This is a genomic window from Paenibacillus sp. strain BS8-2, assembly GCF_054483835.1.
On the sequence record NZ_CM137010.1, the window covers coordinates 4,693,880 to 4,708,918 of the forward strand.

Sequence of the window (15,039 nt, forward strand, 5' to 3'; positions counted from 1 at the left end):
GCAGCCGGATACGTGATCGGCTGCCTTTGCTGTAACAGGCTGCATTAATATGGTCGATATTACCAGTTAGCAGTATAATGGGTAATATGATGCCAATATCAGAGGAGGCAAATCATGTTTGATATAAATAAAATTAAAGAGATTATCCCCCATAGGTACCCCTTTCTTCTGTTCGATAAAATCATAGAAGTTGTTGATGGAAAGAAAGCAGTTGGTATTAAAAATGTGACAGTCAATGAACCATACTTCACTGGTCATTTTCCCGATTATCCAGTTATGCCCGGGGTTTTGATTGTTGAAGCACTGGCACAAGTTGGTGGAATCGCCATGTCTAATGGGTTAAGCAATCCTAACAAGATCGGATTATTAACCGGTATTGATAATTGTCGCTTCAAAAAACAAGTAAAGCCGGGACACCAACTTCATCTTGAATTTGAGGTGACTCGAGTTAAAGGGCAGATAGTCAAAGGAAATGGCATAGCAACGGTTGATAATGAATTGATTTGTGAAGCTGAAATAATGTTTGCATTCAGTTCAATTGAGCCATTAACCTAACGGGAGACGATAGCGCCACGAAATGACGGCAGCCGGATACGTGATCGGCTGCCTTTGCTGTAACAGGCTGCATTAATATGGTCGATATTACCAGTTAGCAGTATAATGGGTAATATGATGCCAATATCAGAGGAGGCAAATCATGTTTGATATAAATAAAATTAAAGAGATTATCCCCCATAGGTACCCCTTTCTTCTGTTCGATAAAATCATAGAAGTTGTTGATGGAAAGAAAGCAGTTGGTATTAAAAATGTGACAGTCAATGAACCATACTTCACTGGTCATTTTCCCGATTATTCAGTTATGCCCGGGGTTTTGATTGTTGAAGCACTGGCACAAGTTGGTGGAATCGCCATGTCTAATGGGTTAAGCAATCCTAACAAGATCGGATTATTAACCGGTATTGATAATTGTCGCTTCAAAAAACAAGTAAAGCCGGGACACCAACTTCATCTTGAATTTGAGGTGACTCGAGTTAAAGGGCAGATAGTCAAAGGAAATGGCATAGCAACGGTTGATAATGAATTGATTTGTGAAGCTGAAATAATGTTTGCATTCAGTTCAATTGAGCCATTAACCTAACGGGAGACGATAGCACCATGACATGACGGCAGCCGGCCACAAGATCGGTTGCCGTTATTCGTTGAAGTAACTGGCAGGATTGTTTGATATTATTGTGGAATTACTTTGAAAATTATTATCAAAAAAGGAGTGGGGGAAATGTTTAGATCTTCTATCTTTGATGATATTCCCAGCATTGTTAATTTGAAATATAAGATGTTTGAAGAAACAGGGATGGCTCAAAGATTACTCCCTGATTTCCATACAATTGTTGAGGAAGACTACAGAGAGTTATATTTGGCAAAGACGGCACAACATTTTGTAGTTGAAAATAATGGTCGAATTATTGCATGTGCTGGAGCTTTTATTAAAGATGATGCACCTTATCGTTATCTTAAACTTCGTTCTTATGGATTTATTGCTGATGTATATGTAGAGCCAGAATTCAGAAGGCAGGGGATAGCCAGAACATTAACTAATGCAACATTAGACTGGTTTACTGAAAGAAATATTCGATTATTTAGACTTGTAGCAAGTGATCAAGCAAGACCAATATATGAATCAATAGGCTTTACAGCAACGAAGGAAATGGGAATGTTTCTATAATTGATAATTACGCTAACTGGAGACAATAGCTCCACAAGACACGACGGCAGCCTAATAGAAAGATCGGCTGCCGTCGTTGCGTTAACGGGCCGGTGCCGGAAAAATGTGATACAAACAAAAAGAACGAACTAACTTATAAACTGCAGATTTAAAAAGTCCGTATATAATGTATGACATTATATACGGAAGCTTATAGAATAAGGCTTTATGACGGATTATATACATATGTACAAAATACGAGTTTTGTGTAAAAGTATAACGCAAAGGATATAGACATCATCTGGATTTGCTTTAATTCATATATCCGTCATGTTTCTGCTATGTTTTAATTGCTTCTGATCTTCGTTATATTTATTGCTTTTTTCTTTTAGTTGTCTTCGTATTAATGTTTCGATATTTTCATCCGCCTGATACTTCATGTTCAGTTTCATATGATACGCTTTAGATTTCAGTTGAACAGATATTTCCTGAACAGAATCAATTTGCGGACTGAATTCCAATGTAATAATTTGTTAACATAATAATTATTCCGTAATCAAATGCCTTCAATCTCTTATAATTAAAGCCCATCTCTGTTATCCGTAATGAATACGTTTTAACGAAAACTGCAAGGATCCTATCCTGTATTCAATCAAAAACCCAGCACCATCTCGGCACTGGGTTACATTATCGGTATATCTCTCGATTTATCCAAAGAAATGTCCAATATAGATCATCAGTAGAAGTCCCAACATAAAGGAATAAGTGGCGGATCTTTCGTATCCGTGGCCATGCGATTCAGGTATGAGTTCCTTATAAACGATAAACAACATAGCGCCGGATGCGAATGCAAGTCCATATCCAATCAAAGCATTGATGTAACTGGCTGCAAAATAACCAGCAATCGCCGAAACGACCTCCATGAGTCCGGTTATTGTTACGATTAACATGAGCTTCATCTTACTGACATTCGAACGCGTCAGAAAAACAGCAAGCACTAGTCCTTCAGGCATGTTCTGCGCACCGATCGCTATCGCGACCATAGGACCTAATCCTTCATTGGCACTCGCATAACTGAATCCCGTGCTGAGACCTTCGGGGATGTTGTGGATGAATAATGCGAACATAACCAGCAATGATTTGGAATCAAAGGAGCTCACATATTTTTTCTGCTCGACATCAATATGCGGGATTGATTTCTCGATCCAGTCCAATACAACAACACCAAGGATCAGCCCTATCGTTAACGGGAACAGTCCGGATTCCTTTAGAGCTTGTGGCAATAGACCGAACATTGATGCAGAAACCATAATCCCTGCAGTAAAGGCGACGAGAATATCCTTCCATCGTTCGGATAATGATTTGACAAATAATAGCGGGACAGCACCTAGCACGGTAGCCATCGCGGATATAAAGCTGCCAAGTAACGCTGAGGTCAATCTGCATTCCTCCTATCTAAGCTGAAGCAAGTGCTGGATAAAGGCCAAGTTTCTAGCCCGATCGAATTTTTCTTCATAGTTGGTCGGTTCATAACGATTGATCTTGGCGTAGGCCTCTTGTGGTGTCATCCATACAAGACCGCTTAACGTCCCAGCTTGGTCCTCATTCATTCGTGACTTCTTTATGTAAGCACGAGCCGTGTAACCGTATGCGAATCTCATGGACTCGGCTTTGTCCAAATATTCAATAACGAGACCTAAATCTTGATGTTCACTTATCTTCATGGATTCAAAGCTTTGTGCCTCTTCCTCTGTTGAAGCCGCAGATATACATGCCTGAACCAAAGCTTGGCCAATATTTTGTTGAGACTGTATCGGACAGATTGGAAGTGTGATTTGGCCATCGTCCATCTGGATGAGCAAAATCTCGTACGCTTCATTATATAGTATGCCTACCGCCATTCGGCTAAACCAGAATTGACCGCCATGGCGGATAGATGCTGCATGCTGCTCGCTGATTCCAAGCTCTAGCTCATAGATCTCTTTGATCAATTCCATATGTATGTTATTCCACTCCCGCTTCCTCTAGCGTTATACCGGACTCAACCATCTCACGAAAATAGGCTGCATGAACAGGTAAACAAGCGATTAAATATCGATTATTATTAATGTCACTAATCATTTGACCTTCATAATCCATCACAACATAGCCCGACTCTTGTGCAATCAATATACCGGAATACAGATCCTCACCTTCCGAATCATAGACGATAATAGCATCCAGATCCCCTCTAGCAAGCATCGTCCATTGCAAAGTAGGTGCCCATAACCGCATCATCCGTCTAACCGTCACATCGATATAATGGCGCAGTTTCACGGCTTTCGGAGCATTCTGTACCTGATGGCCTTGAATCCAACCAACTTTGGGTTTCGTCACAGGATTTTCATGAATAGTATGAATGAGCTGGCCATTACACCATGCCCCTTCTCCAGCAACAGCTGTATACAAACGATCAGTCATAGGTTCAAAGATCACGGCAACGACAGGTCGTGATTCGTACATAAGTGTAATAGAAACAGCAAAAAGTGGCATTGCAACAGCAAAGTTATTAGTACCGTCAAGCGGATCAACTAGCCACATCCATTCGCTTGTTGTACCATTATCTCCGGCTTCCTCCGAGTATATCCGATGTTCAGGGAATATGGACTTTATTTTGGTCAAAATGATTTGTTCCGCCGCATGATCAACCTCGGTAACAACATCGCCATGCTCATCTTTTTCTTCGATTCCTACATGCGAACCAAATCTTCGTTTAATCAATGTGCCTGCTTCGTATGCCGCGGCAATTGCTACTTCTTTAGCAAGATGCAACATGGAGTAAGCTCCCCCTATGATATCTCCAGAATTCACTTTCGTTACAAATTATAAAGCACCATCTACGTTTTGTCATGCGCAAAGACAAGAAGAAACCGGGTTCCAAATAGGAACATCGGTTTCTTCTACAATCGTTTTATTTCCTTTTCATGCTTGCTGCTATACGGTATGACCGCAGAAACGGACGACCTCATCATAAGACAGCTTTCCTCCAAATATATCGAGCGCGCTGCCGATTGTCAGATCAAGCTTACCGCCAGATAATTCTTGGAACAACTCCATATCTGCAATAGACCTGGCGCCACCGGCATACGTAGTGGGTATCGATACCCACTTAGCAAGATCCGTCACCAGACTTTGCTGAATGCCGCTTTGTTTGCCTTCGACGTCGACCGCATGCACTAGAAACTCGTCGCAGTATTGCTCCAGGAAGCGAATATTGTCCAGATTGACTTCGAAGTCGCTGAATTGCTTCCATTGATTCGTGACGACAAACCATTTGCCATCCTTCTGTTTGCAGCTGAGATCAATAACAAGCTTATCTTTGCCCACAGCCTCAACGATGCGGGATAGATTTTGTTCATCCAGTCGACCGTCCCGGAAAATATAAGACGTGACGATGACATGTGATGCTCCATGTTCAAGATATTGTGTTGCGTTATCCGCGTTAATGCCTCCGCCAACCTGCATACCACCTGGGTATTTGCCAAGTGCTGTTCGTGCAGCTTCTTCGTTCCCCGGCCCTAACATGATTACATGTCCACCTGTTAATCCGTCACGCTTGAAGAGGTCTGCGTAATGGGCAGAATCATGGGTAGAAACAAAGTTTTCAACAATAACGCCTTCATTTAACGTTTCACCAACGATTTGTTTCACCTTGCCGTCGTGAAGATCGATACATGGTCTGAATTTCAACGCTAACCCTCGATTCTGTATTTAATTTCATTTGTAGGATAAGGACTCGCTTCTCTGTATCTATTGTGACACAGACCATGTTTATTCCGCAACGCATTCTGTTCATTCATGATGTATATACTTGCAGATATCCTTAGTCGCCGCACTGAATAGGTTCCATAATTATCGTTATGTAAACAATCGGCATTATTTTAACTTTCGAGTTATAACTTCGTCCAAGTCGCCCGAGTCATCCCGATCTGTAATCCGACACTCTCCATATTACGATGGCTGGTTGAACCATATGCACACTGTGCGACGATCATGCTGCAACCCAAAGCTTTTGCTTGAGCGATCCGTGCATGCAACAACGTGGTATGGAGACCGCGATTGCGCATCTCGGGTAGTGTCGCAGCAAATGTACACGATGCAATCCCGTCTTTCACAAACATGACACCGACCGCAGCCGGATTACCTTCTAGATGGCTGAGCCAATATCGCCAGCTACCTCGTTTGTAGAGCAGCTTGTTATTCTCCGCGACATGAGACACACCAGACAACGGCAGTCCTGTGCCTAAACAGTGGATTTCTGCATACGTTGTAAATTCATCCGCTTCTAACAATCTTGTTGTAAGGGAATCATCCTGTTTATTCTGTACATGAAGCGCCTCAAGCTCATCCATGTCTCCGTGCATGCACACATGGAAGCTGGATTGATAAAATCCCCGCTCCGCAAGCACCTTCAGTGTACGGGGATCAGTCACTCCTGGTGCAACATGAAACTCTGCATGTCGCCCCCGTTGTTCGTAGTAGGAGATCAATGTCTCGACCTCATCCGGCAATACATTTCCTTTAACATGATTAAACAACGGCCAAGGCATCTCACGGCTATAATAAGCGATAGCGTCACCATTGCGATAGAGCTCGACTCCCATGGGATTGTCCGCTTGTTCCATCATCGCCGTCATACGATCCGTCATATAGTCCATCTCAGACTGCACAAGTATTTCTGCCCTTTTATTCGGCTTCATCGAAAAACTCCATATGGTTCATATCCGTTTTGTAGAAGGTAAGTCGATCATGTAAGGTGCCGGTATGCAATTCGAACATATGTCCATCCGGATCGAGGAAGTAGATCGATTTTTTATCGCGATCGTCTCTGGGTCGACCTGTGAAAAGGTCCACTTCGAGCCCCTCAAGTCTTCTGACTTCACTTTCATACTCTTCTTCTGAAATCGTGAACGCAATATGCGTATATGTGCGAGCGCTAGAGCTCCGGTCTATATCCTCTTGATTTAACGATATCCATAATCCATTGAGGTCAAAATAAGCTCGATTTCTTCCTTTAACTTTTAACTTTGCGTCGAATACATGCTGATAGAATGTGATGGATCGGTCAAGATCGGAGACAGAAAAACATAAATGATTGATAGAGTGTACGTTCATGGCAATTGATCTCCATTCCTAATGAAAACAACCCAGCCCAAGGTATGCGCATTCACTTCAGGTTGGGTTCATTTCGTTTGTCAGCTTCCATGATTATACATCTATTGCGTCTACCAAGAAAGCCCTAATCTTCTCGTTTTGCTATTTATAGTAAATTTTGCCTAATGATCGTGTGGATTCATGACGAACAAAGCAGATTGAGAATTGTGGTTCTGTCGAGATGCGCGATGTTCGTCGAACATTGCATTACGATACTGTAACTCCCCTTAGCCATGGAACTATATGTTCAAATATTAGTCTACGCGAATAGATCGCGTCATTTCTTTTGGTAATGCGCTTCCGTACAACAATAACAGCATCGATATCTGGGAGTATCATCAAATATTGACCGCCATGACCGAAGGCAAAATAAACATTCATCGCTCCATTATGTTCTTCCGGTGAGCACCACCAATGGTAGCCGTAGCCTCCATAGATGTGTGGCTCATACTGAAGCAAAGCACGATGATGTAGTGCAGTAGACTCATCGATCCACGAGCTGGACAGAATGTTCGAGGGACCCCATCGCCCTCTCCTCAAATATAAGAGTCCAAAGCGAGCGAGATCGGTCCCAGTCAGAGCCAGTCCTGTTCCTCCTTCGCTAATCCCATTCCGTTCGGTCCATTTGGCGGCTTGGAACCCGAGCGGCTCGAACAAGTATTTTCTGGCATATTGCATGGCCGACATTCCCGTTGCATGCGATAAGATGGCCGATAATAAATGCGAACCACCTGAATTATAAGTGAAGGACTGTCCAGGTACATGAACGATTGGCTGAGACAAAGCGAATGTTACTGGATCTTGCGCACTACGAAGCTCTTTATAAGGTTTATCGAAATCCGGCCAATGGAATCCCGGCGTCATGGTTAACAGTTGTTTAATCGTTACATCCAACCACGGCTCTGACCCGCTCTCAATATGTGACTTCAAATATGAGCCTAATCTCGAGTCAGCACCAGATAGGTCGCCTCTGTCGATGGCAATACCGATTAATGCCGACAACACACTTTTGGTACACGAATAGAGCGGTCTGACGGCGTCTTCCCCCCGCTCGTACCACTCTGCTACACATGTATCTCCTTGATAAATGATGACGGATTCAATTCGCCAATCTTTCAGCAATGGCTTTATGTCTAATCGTAACATATCATTACTCCTGATTATTGTTCGGATTTCACTTAGTATACAACGTTTCATACAACAGAATGGATACAATGATTGCTTACTTGTGCATGCTGCATACAGAAGAAGGAACAAACCTTCAAGATATGTTGTCTCTTCATACCTTCGCTTAGCAACCAATATTCGTTATCTTGGAATAAGGACAGCAACGCACGTTCAGCGGTCGTATATGCAGCTGCTTCATTGTCTGTCAAGGTCAAACAATTTGTATAAACCATTGCTTCCACTCGTTTAAGTTCTTCCACCTTTTGCTCGAACATGATCAAAGCGATCTCTCTCCTCGGACTCCCAATTCTCTGCTCTTATCTTAGCCCATAGCAAGCCGAAAATAGTTACGAAATGGTTAAATCAGGAGTTGGCATCATACCGGGAATGTTTGCAGGTTCTCATTGCGACCGGAATATGATATTTTATAGAGATCACTAACAATCGGATATTGCTTACGAACAGAAAGCGGGATCATGCCAATGGGATACGAACTACTATTATCTATTATCGAACAATTAGGTTATATTGCCTTGTTTCTTGTGCTTTGCCTGGGGATTATCGGCCTTCCGATCCCTAACGAAGCTGTAGTCATGACGGGCGGTGCGTTAGCTTCTTCTGGTGTATTATCTCCGGTTCCTGCATTTATCATGACATGCCTTGGTATTTGCTCCGCAATGACCTTTGGATATAGTGTCGGTCGGTTTGCCGGAACCAAGCTTGCCGATTGGTTTCGCAAGCGAAAAAATATCGGCACGTTTATCGATAAATCGGAAGAACTCAGTCATAAATTCGGCGGATATGCCATTAGTATCAGCTTATGTCTCCCATTCCTGCGTCATGTGACCCCATACGTCATGGGAATGAACAAGATGAAATACGGACGATTCGCGATGTTCGCTTACCCGTCAGCATTTATCTGGACACTCATCTATTTCGTCATCGGCAGTCTTGTAGGTGATCAAGTCGAACGTATTGCAGAACTCATCTACCAGTATGGCATTTGGATCATCGGTGTCCTGGTTGCAGTCGTTGCCGGGTATATCGTTTATCGATTCCAGAAGTCCCGCTCCCAGAAATCCTCTTCAGTCGAACGTCATATGTAAGGTTGGATCCTCTTGATACGCTCCACTGAGTAAAAGCCTCCGAGTTCAAACGGCGAAATTCCGTTTCCTCCGAGGCTTTTTTATATTACTGCTAGAGCTAATTCCCCTTTAGGGCGTCTCAAGCTTTTCCTGTGCAGCATGGATCAGTTGTTCGAACAACTCGTCATCTTCTTCCAGCTGGTCTTCCAGCGCTAACAGCTGTTCTTCTTTGCCGGACTTATTGAGGAAAAATAAGCCGTATCCCCAGTCCGAACCTCGCTTGCTATGCAAAGCAATCTCATATTCATTGTCGTGTCCTTCAACTCGGAACTGCACTTTACCCACGTATCCGTCTTCCTTGGTATACGTCATTGAAGCATCAATAATGCCGATTGGCAGCATGTTGTTTCCCAATCCCTTCTAATCGACCTTGTCTGTCTGCTATGTAGAATAGCATAGCTCCCTGCAGAAGCGCAACCGCATACTGCTCATTGAAATCTGTCGATAACAGGGATTAACGCCTATCCGACATCCTGCATACAGTACAATACGGCATGGATCTAGATTGCCGTCAATCGCCGGGGGGATGAAGTAGTATGGTTATGGAACTGACCGCACTGCACTGGGTCTATTTGTGCTTCGTTGTGGCAATCATCGGCTTTATGCTGATGCGCAAGGACACAACGTTAATTTGTATCGCGGGCATACTCGGTATCGGTATATTAGCAACTGTATCGATCGAAGGTTCTGTTAGCGGAATATTTAACAGCTTTATTTATGCCATTAAAGAATTGATCGGAACGATTCTCATTATTTCCGTTATTGTTGCGCTTAGTCGGATTTTAATTCGAACCGGCATTAACGAAATTATGATCTCGCCGTTTACACGCTTCATGAAAACGCCAACACTTGCTTTCTGGGGTATCGGTATCATCATGTTCACCGTTTCGTTATTTTTCTGGCCATCACCGGCCGTTGCGCTGATTGGCGCGGTTCTGCTTCCAGTGGCTATGCGCGTTGGTTTGCCAGCGCTCGGAGTTGCCGTAGCTATGAACTTGTTCGGCCATGGCATCGCATTGTCAGGCGATTATATTATACAAGGCGCACCTAATATTACAGCCGATGCCGCTGGCATTCCGGTCTCCGATGTGATGGCGGCGAGCATTCCGCTTGTCATCGTAATGGGTGTCGTCACAACCGTTACCGCCTTCTGTATGATGAGAAGAGACCAACGTCTCGGCAGATGGAATGACGGACTAATCGCAACCGTAGAGCCTACCGTCGTAGGCAGCTCTGGATCAGAGGGTGACGATGGCGAGTTGTTGTCACCGGTTACGAAACGAACCATGGCGATTATCATCCCGCTTCTATATGCGGCCAATGTTGCGGCTATGTTTATCCTCGACCTGCAAGGCGGAGATGCGACGGCGTTGATCGGCGGCACGTCGATTCTCATTATGCTCGTCATCACGATGATGGCGCATAGAGGCAAAGGACTCGAGAAAACAACGGGTTATTTAATCGAAGGATTTTTGTTCGGCTTCCGGGTATTCGGACCTGTCATTCCGATTGCGGCTTTCTTCTATCTTGGGGACGCAGGATTCTTTGCGATGTTCGGCGAGAAGCTGCCTGAAGCATCTGCGGGTATCGTCAACGACCTTGGCGTAGCGCTTGCAGGTGAGGTGCCGGTTAACGGCGTTGTCGGGGCGATTACTTTAACGGTTGTAGGTGCGATAACGGGTCTCGACGGATCCGGTTTCTCTGGTATTTCACTCGCTGGCTCCATCGCTCAGCTATTCGGTCATGCGATCGGCACAGGAATTGACACACTGACTGCGCTCGGTCAAGTTGCCGCAATCTGGGTCGGCGGCGGAACCATTATCCCGTGGGCGCTTATTCCGGCCGCAGCCATTTGCGGCGTCAGCCCGTTTGAGCTGGCACGCCGCAATCTCAAGCCCGTATTATTGGGTCTAGCTGTGACAACGATTGTAGCCATGTTCCTGATTTAAGCAGCAGCTACCTACTTTCTTAGCCGATTCCGTTTGATCCAGAACCGAAGCATAACGGCTGCCGCGATTAGAACGGTGATACCGGAAACTTTGAGCCAAATATGGGATGATGGATTTCCTGTCGTGGTTTCAACTTCAGCTCCAGTTGTAGCCTTCGTATTGTCAGCTGCAGCCGTTTCAAATGGTTTTCCTATGTCATCTTCTACCGAAATGATGACGGGATCAGGTATCGCCCCCTTACCAAACTCGTTAATATCAGTGGTCGCTGAGGTTTGGAGCGCGGTTCGGCTGCAGAAGCTGGCCTCCAGCGAACCATCCACCATATGTGCGTAGACGAGATAACGTTTACCTTCTTGGAATTCGTAACCGCAGCTCGTACTACTGAGCGCTGAAGCCACATTAATGATAGGCGTAACTTCTCCCTTCCAAACTTCATGTGCTTCGAACGTCCAAGTAATAGAGTCAGCACTGGAAAATATTTTTGACGATTTGGGCTTGTTACTCGATATGACCGTTCCGTCAAATATGGCATCGCTTCTCTCCTTTTCCTCCTCGACCGTAACTGGTTGCATGCAGCTGCATGCATATGCTTGCTTTGGGATAAGGACTGATCCAGACATAATAATGATCCATGCCAAAAGTGCGCCAACCAACCTTGACCATTTTGGTTTCAAGGAAAATCCCCCCTGTTCGTTGTTGTGATTTCTCAATATGACGAATAATTGGGAATAAATGTTGCATAGATGCAGCAAAAAAGGCTGTTACACCGATGGATGTGAGATATCCATTGTTGCAACAGCCTCTTTGTGATTCATTTTCTATCATGATTTCCGATCATAAACATGTAATAAAGTATGTTCTCTATTGGTTAAGCTGCTTCTCATGTGTCTGAACAACTTCTGCTTTGCCTGGCCAGAACGCATATTTGCCAAGAATTGCGGTAATGGCGGGCACGAGGAATGGACGAACGATAAACGTATCCATCAGAACGCCGATTGCGGTAATTAACCCGAATTGGACAAGCACTTGAATCGGCAGCGTTGCCAGAACCGCGAATGTCGCGGCAAGGATTAGACCTGCGGATGTAATGACGCCGCCTGTCTCCGCTACACCTTCTTTGATCGCTTGGCGCAGTGGCATCTGTTTGCGCTTCTGCCAGATGCTTGAGATCATAAAGATGTTATAGTCCTCACCCAGGGCAATTAAGAACACGAACGAATAAAGTGGAATTGAGCCCTGTATCGCATCGACGCCCATCACATAATGAAGAATGATCCAGCCGAGACCAAGCGCTGCTGCATAAGACAACAATACGGTTACCACTAGGTAAGCTGTTGCTGTAATCGACCTTAAGTAGGCTAGCAGCAATATGACGATAAGTCCGATGACGATCGGAATGATAAGCTTATTATCCTGGGTCGTAACTTGCTCGGTATCATGTTGTTCAGCCGTTTGGCCGCCAATCCATACATGCTGCTCTGCTTGGCTAGTACCCGTTTCTGAGAGGGCAGCTGCGGCAGCTGCTTTCAGCTCCGGAATCGCATCCATCGCTTCCTGCTTATATGGATTAATATTAAAGATTACGGAATAAGACGTCAGATCGGGATCGCTAGCGCTGACTACAGGCTCACCGACATGATCGACGAGCGTATGTTCGGCAAGCTTGGCGGCTACTTCTGAAGGAGCCCCGCCTTCTGATCGCACGACAACCGTCACAGGCGCAAGTTCTCCTGGCGTATACGCCTCAGAGATAACCTCGAATCCTTCTACGGAAGGCATATCATCCGGGAAAGTCGATAACAAATCATACGTATACTTGATCGGCAGCGCGAATGATGCAAGCGAGCCTAACAACACGAAACAAACGATGACAACCGTCCATGGTTTACGAATAACAATATTGCCGACTTTTGCACTGAATTTGCGCTCAGGATCCTTGCGAACATACGTTTTCCCTTTCGTTACTGCACGGGTAAGCTCTTCTTCCTCCGTACGCGGGATGAACGGATAGAACGATGCTTTTCCTATAATAGACAATAATGCAGGTACAAGCGTCAAGCTGGCGATCATCATGATCAGGATGGATAAGCTGAACGGAACGGCGAAGCGGTGTACCGCTCCGTACTCCGCGAACAGCAAAGCGAACAACGACAATACAACGGTAAAGCCACTCATCGCGATTGCGCCTGTAGCATTCCGATAAGAACGTCTCAGCGCGGACCATCTGCTGCCGTCCCGCTCCAGCTCTTGACGGAACCGAGTGATGAAGAATAAGCAGTAGTCTGTACCTGCGCCGAAGAGCAGCACAGTCATGATCGCAATGGCTTGACCATCCACCGTAATCCAGCCTTCTCCTGCCATCCAGCCAAGAATCGGGCTCGTAACCATATAAGCAAAGCCAACGCCAACGAGTGGAATAACGGCAAGTATAGGCGACCGGTAGATGAGGAGCAACAGAACAAGAACAAGAAGTACCGTGGCAAGCATTAACACAAAGTCAGCATTCTCGAATAATCCCGTAGCATCGACCCCGATACCCGCTGGACCGCTGACGCGAACACTCAGCTCCGAAGGAGAATCGATTGCAGTGTCAAAGGGAGCTGCTCCCGTTAACGTATCGATCGATTCTTGCATTGCGTGAAGATTTTCTTTCACAATCTCCGTATCCAGATAGGTTTCGAACGTAACAGGCAGCACGAACGTGCTTCCATCCTCCGACGCCATACCCATCAAAGCTTGAGCAGGCATCTCATGCAGCGGTATGACGGAATCCTGGCCTTCCAATGGATTGGCCGCTAATTCTGAAGTAAAGGATTGCATATGCTTGAAATCTTGTTCGGTCAGACCGCCTTCTCGGTGCCAGACTAACAGTGCAGGCAAGCCCGATTCATTGGGAAAGTGCTCCTGAATGAATTCGCCTGCAACGACGGACGGACTGTCCTCAGGCAAATTCGGCGCATTGTTTACCTCTTTGTCGCCAACCGCCGGCAGTGTGAAAGTCAGAATAGCCGCCACAGCGATCCAAACCAATAATGTGAGCCAGCGCGTGCGAGGCCCTGTAAACCAATTCCCCATTTTCTCTAGCATGACAAATTCCTCCTTCAATAGATCCGATAGCAGCGAGACTTCATCTTAAGGAACAAATCGTGGTAAAATAAGTAGATCACGATAATATTATATATACCCAAAGGTTAATTAATCAATCCTCAATTTGTTAACATTGTTTGAACGGGTATGCACGGGAGGGTTACGAATGGATCAAGAGCGAGTGAAAAGAAAACCGGGACGCCCAAGAGCAAGCGAATCGCCAAGTACAATGACGCAGATATTGCGGACCGCATCTTTCCTATTTATGGAACATGGATATGAGAAGGTGTCACTGGAATCGGTAGCACAGGCTTGCGGTCTCACGAAAGCAAGTGTCTATTATTATTTCTCCAACAAATCCGTCTTGTTTACCGAGGCGTTATTATTTGTCCTTAAGATGGCTTATGAACAGACAGCTTCTGTCATTGTAGGACCAGGCACCTTAAAGGAACGGCTACAGGAAGTAGCTCGGAGACATATGCGCAATCAACATGTCGACTTCGAGACGATGATGAGAGAAGCCCAAGCAGAGTTGACCGAGGAACAGATTCTTAAAGTACGCGACCGCGAAGCAGACATCCACCGCCTTCTCGCACGTTTGTTCGCAGAGGCGATGGACAATGGAGAGATGAAACGTTCGGACCCTCTCCTGCTCTCTCACGCTTTCGTCGCCATGATGACTGTCCGTAACCGAGCGGAAATTGTGAACGATGTGAGAACAGCGGGACAAGCCGCCGAAGAAATCGTACAATTGATATGGGCTGGCATTGCGCCTCCCGAATCTTAATACGACATT

17 protein-coding genes are annotated in these 15,039 nt (G+C 45.2%); 6 read left to right on the forward strand and 11 right to left on the reverse strand.

Features of this window, described 5'->3' with window-relative positions; translation table 11 throughout:
* Positions 1-114: 114 nt before the first annotated feature.
* The 3 genes from fabZ (ACX1C1_RS20335) (at position 115) to ACX1C1_RS20345 (ending at position 1,723) form a co-directional block, all read left to right on the forward strand.
* Entirely contained in the window at positions 115-555 is a 441-nt protein-coding gene (gene fabZ, locus ACX1C1_RS20335; protein WP_458953979.1) for a 3-hydroxyacyl-ACP dehydratase FabZ, read from the forward strand.
* 142 nt (positions 556-697) lie between these two features.
* The gene (gene fabZ, locus ACX1C1_RS20340) at positions 698-1,138 is read left to right on the forward strand and encodes a 3-hydroxyacyl-ACP dehydratase FabZ (protein WP_458953980.1); all 441 of its coding nucleotides are present in this window, start codon (positions 698-700) and stop codon (positions 1,136-1,138) included.
* 138 nt (positions 1,139-1,276) lie between these two features.
* Positions 1,277-1,723: a GNAT family N-acetyltransferase gene (locus tag ACX1C1_RS20345; protein ID WP_458953981.1), complete on the forward strand. Its 447-nt coding sequence runs from the start codon at positions 1,277-1,279 to the stop codon at positions 1,721-1,723.
* A 686-nt stretch (positions 1,724-2,409) separates the two neighbouring features.
* Here ACX1C1_RS20345 and ACX1C1_RS20350 read toward each other — a convergent pair.
* The 8 genes from ACX1C1_RS20350 to ACX1C1_RS20385 all read right to left on the reverse strand — a co-directional run bounded on the left by ACX1C1_RS20350 (position 2,410) and on the right by ACX1C1_RS20385 (position 8,343).
* The gene (locus tag ACX1C1_RS20350; RefSeq protein ID WP_458953982.1) at positions 2,410-3,141 is read right to left on the reverse strand and encodes a ZIP family metal transporter; all 732 of its coding nucleotides are present in this window, start codon (positions 3,139-3,141) and stop codon (positions 2,410-2,412) included.
* 12 nt (positions 3,142-3,153) lie between these two features.
* Positions 3,154-3,699, reverse strand: a complete 546-nt coding sequence (locus ACX1C1_RS20355; protein ID WP_458953983.1) for a hypothetical protein — start codon at positions 3,697-3,699, stop codon at positions 3,154-3,156.
* Positions 3,700-3,706: 7 nt separating this feature from the next.
* Positions 3,707-4,516, reverse strand: coding sequence for an inositol monophosphatase family protein (locus ACX1C1_RS20360; protein WP_458953984.1), 810 nt, complete (start codon positions 4,514-4,516; stop codon positions 3,707-3,709).
* 159 nt (positions 4,517-4,675) lie between these two features.
* Positions 4,676-5,431, reverse strand: a complete 756-nt coding sequence (gene hisA / locus ACX1C1_RS20365; RefSeq protein WP_458953985.1) for a phosphoribosylformimino-5-aminoimidazole carboxamide ribotide isomerase — start codon at positions 5,429-5,431, stop codon at positions 4,676-4,678.
* Between the two features lie 203 nt (positions 5,432-5,634).
* Positions 5,635-6,441, reverse strand: a complete 807-nt coding sequence (locus ACX1C1_RS20370; protein ID WP_458953986.1) for a GNAT family N-acetyltransferase — start codon at positions 6,439-6,441, stop codon at positions 5,635-5,637.
* Positions 6,428-6,856: a metallothiol transferase FosB gene (gene fosB / locus ACX1C1_RS20375; protein WP_458953987.1), complete on the reverse strand. Its 429-nt coding sequence runs from the start codon at positions 6,854-6,856 to the stop codon at positions 6,428-6,430. The genes ACX1C1_RS20370 and fosB overlap by 14 nt, the downstream gene beginning before the upstream one ends.
* Positions 6,857-7,102: 246 nt before the next feature.
* Positions 7,103-8,041: a serine hydrolase domain-containing protein gene (locus ACX1C1_RS20380; protein WP_458953988.1), complete on the reverse strand. Its 939-nt coding sequence runs from the start codon at positions 8,039-8,041 to the stop codon at positions 7,103-7,105.
* A 47-nt stretch (positions 8,042-8,088) separates the two neighbouring features.
* Positions 8,089-8,343 carry a hypothetical protein gene (locus ACX1C1_RS20385; protein WP_458953989.1) on the reverse strand — a complete coding sequence of 85 codons (255 nt, stop codon included), beginning with the start codon at positions 8,341-8,343 and terminating at the stop codon, positions 8,089-8,091.
* A 201-nt stretch (positions 8,344-8,544) separates the two neighbouring features.
* On the opposite strand from ACX1C1_RS20385, the gene ACX1C1_RS20390 reads away from it, so the two are divergent.
* Positions 8,545-9,168 carry a DedA family protein gene (locus ACX1C1_RS20390; protein ID WP_458953990.1) on the forward strand — a complete coding sequence of 208 codons (624 nt, stop codon included), beginning with the start codon at positions 8,545-8,547 and terminating at the stop codon, positions 9,166-9,168.
* A 108-nt stretch (positions 9,169-9,276) separates the two neighbouring features.
* On the opposite strand, the gene ACX1C1_RS20395 is transcribed toward ACX1C1_RS20390, so the two are convergent.
* Complete coding sequence (locus ACX1C1_RS20395; RefSeq protein WP_458953991.1) at positions 9,277-9,561, reverse strand: hypothetical protein; 285 nt, start codon at positions 9,559-9,561, stop codon at positions 9,277-9,279.
* 182 nt (positions 9,562-9,743) lie between these two features.
* On the opposite strand from ACX1C1_RS20395, the gene ACX1C1_RS20400 reads away from it, so the two are divergent.
* A complete protein-coding gene (locus ACX1C1_RS20400) occupies positions 9,744-11,156 on the forward strand; it encodes a hypothetical protein (protein ID WP_458953992.1) in 1,413 nt (470 codons plus the stop codon).
* A gap of 11 nt (positions 11,157-11,167) precedes the next feature.
* Here ACX1C1_RS20400 and ACX1C1_RS20405 read toward each other — a convergent pair whose 3' ends face one another.
* Positions 11,168-11,830: a hypothetical protein gene (locus ACX1C1_RS20405; protein ID WP_458953993.1), complete on the reverse strand. Its 663-nt coding sequence runs from the start codon at positions 11,828-11,830 to the stop codon at positions 11,168-11,170.
* A 187-nt stretch (positions 11,831-12,017) separates the two neighbouring features.
* A complete protein-coding gene (locus tag ACX1C1_RS20410) occupies positions 12,018-14,243 on the reverse strand; it encodes an MMPL family transporter (RefSeq protein WP_458953994.1) in 2,226 nt (741 codons plus the stop codon).
* A 166-nt stretch (positions 14,244-14,409) separates the two neighbouring features.
* On the opposite strand from ACX1C1_RS20410, the gene ACX1C1_RS20415 reads away from it, so the two are divergent.
* Positions 14,410-15,030: a TetR/AcrR family transcriptional regulator gene (locus tag ACX1C1_RS20415; RefSeq protein ID WP_458953995.1), complete on the forward strand. Its 621-nt coding sequence runs from the start codon at positions 14,410-14,412 to the stop codon at positions 15,028-15,030.
* The last annotated feature ends 9 nt before the right edge of the window (positions 15,031-15,039 follow it).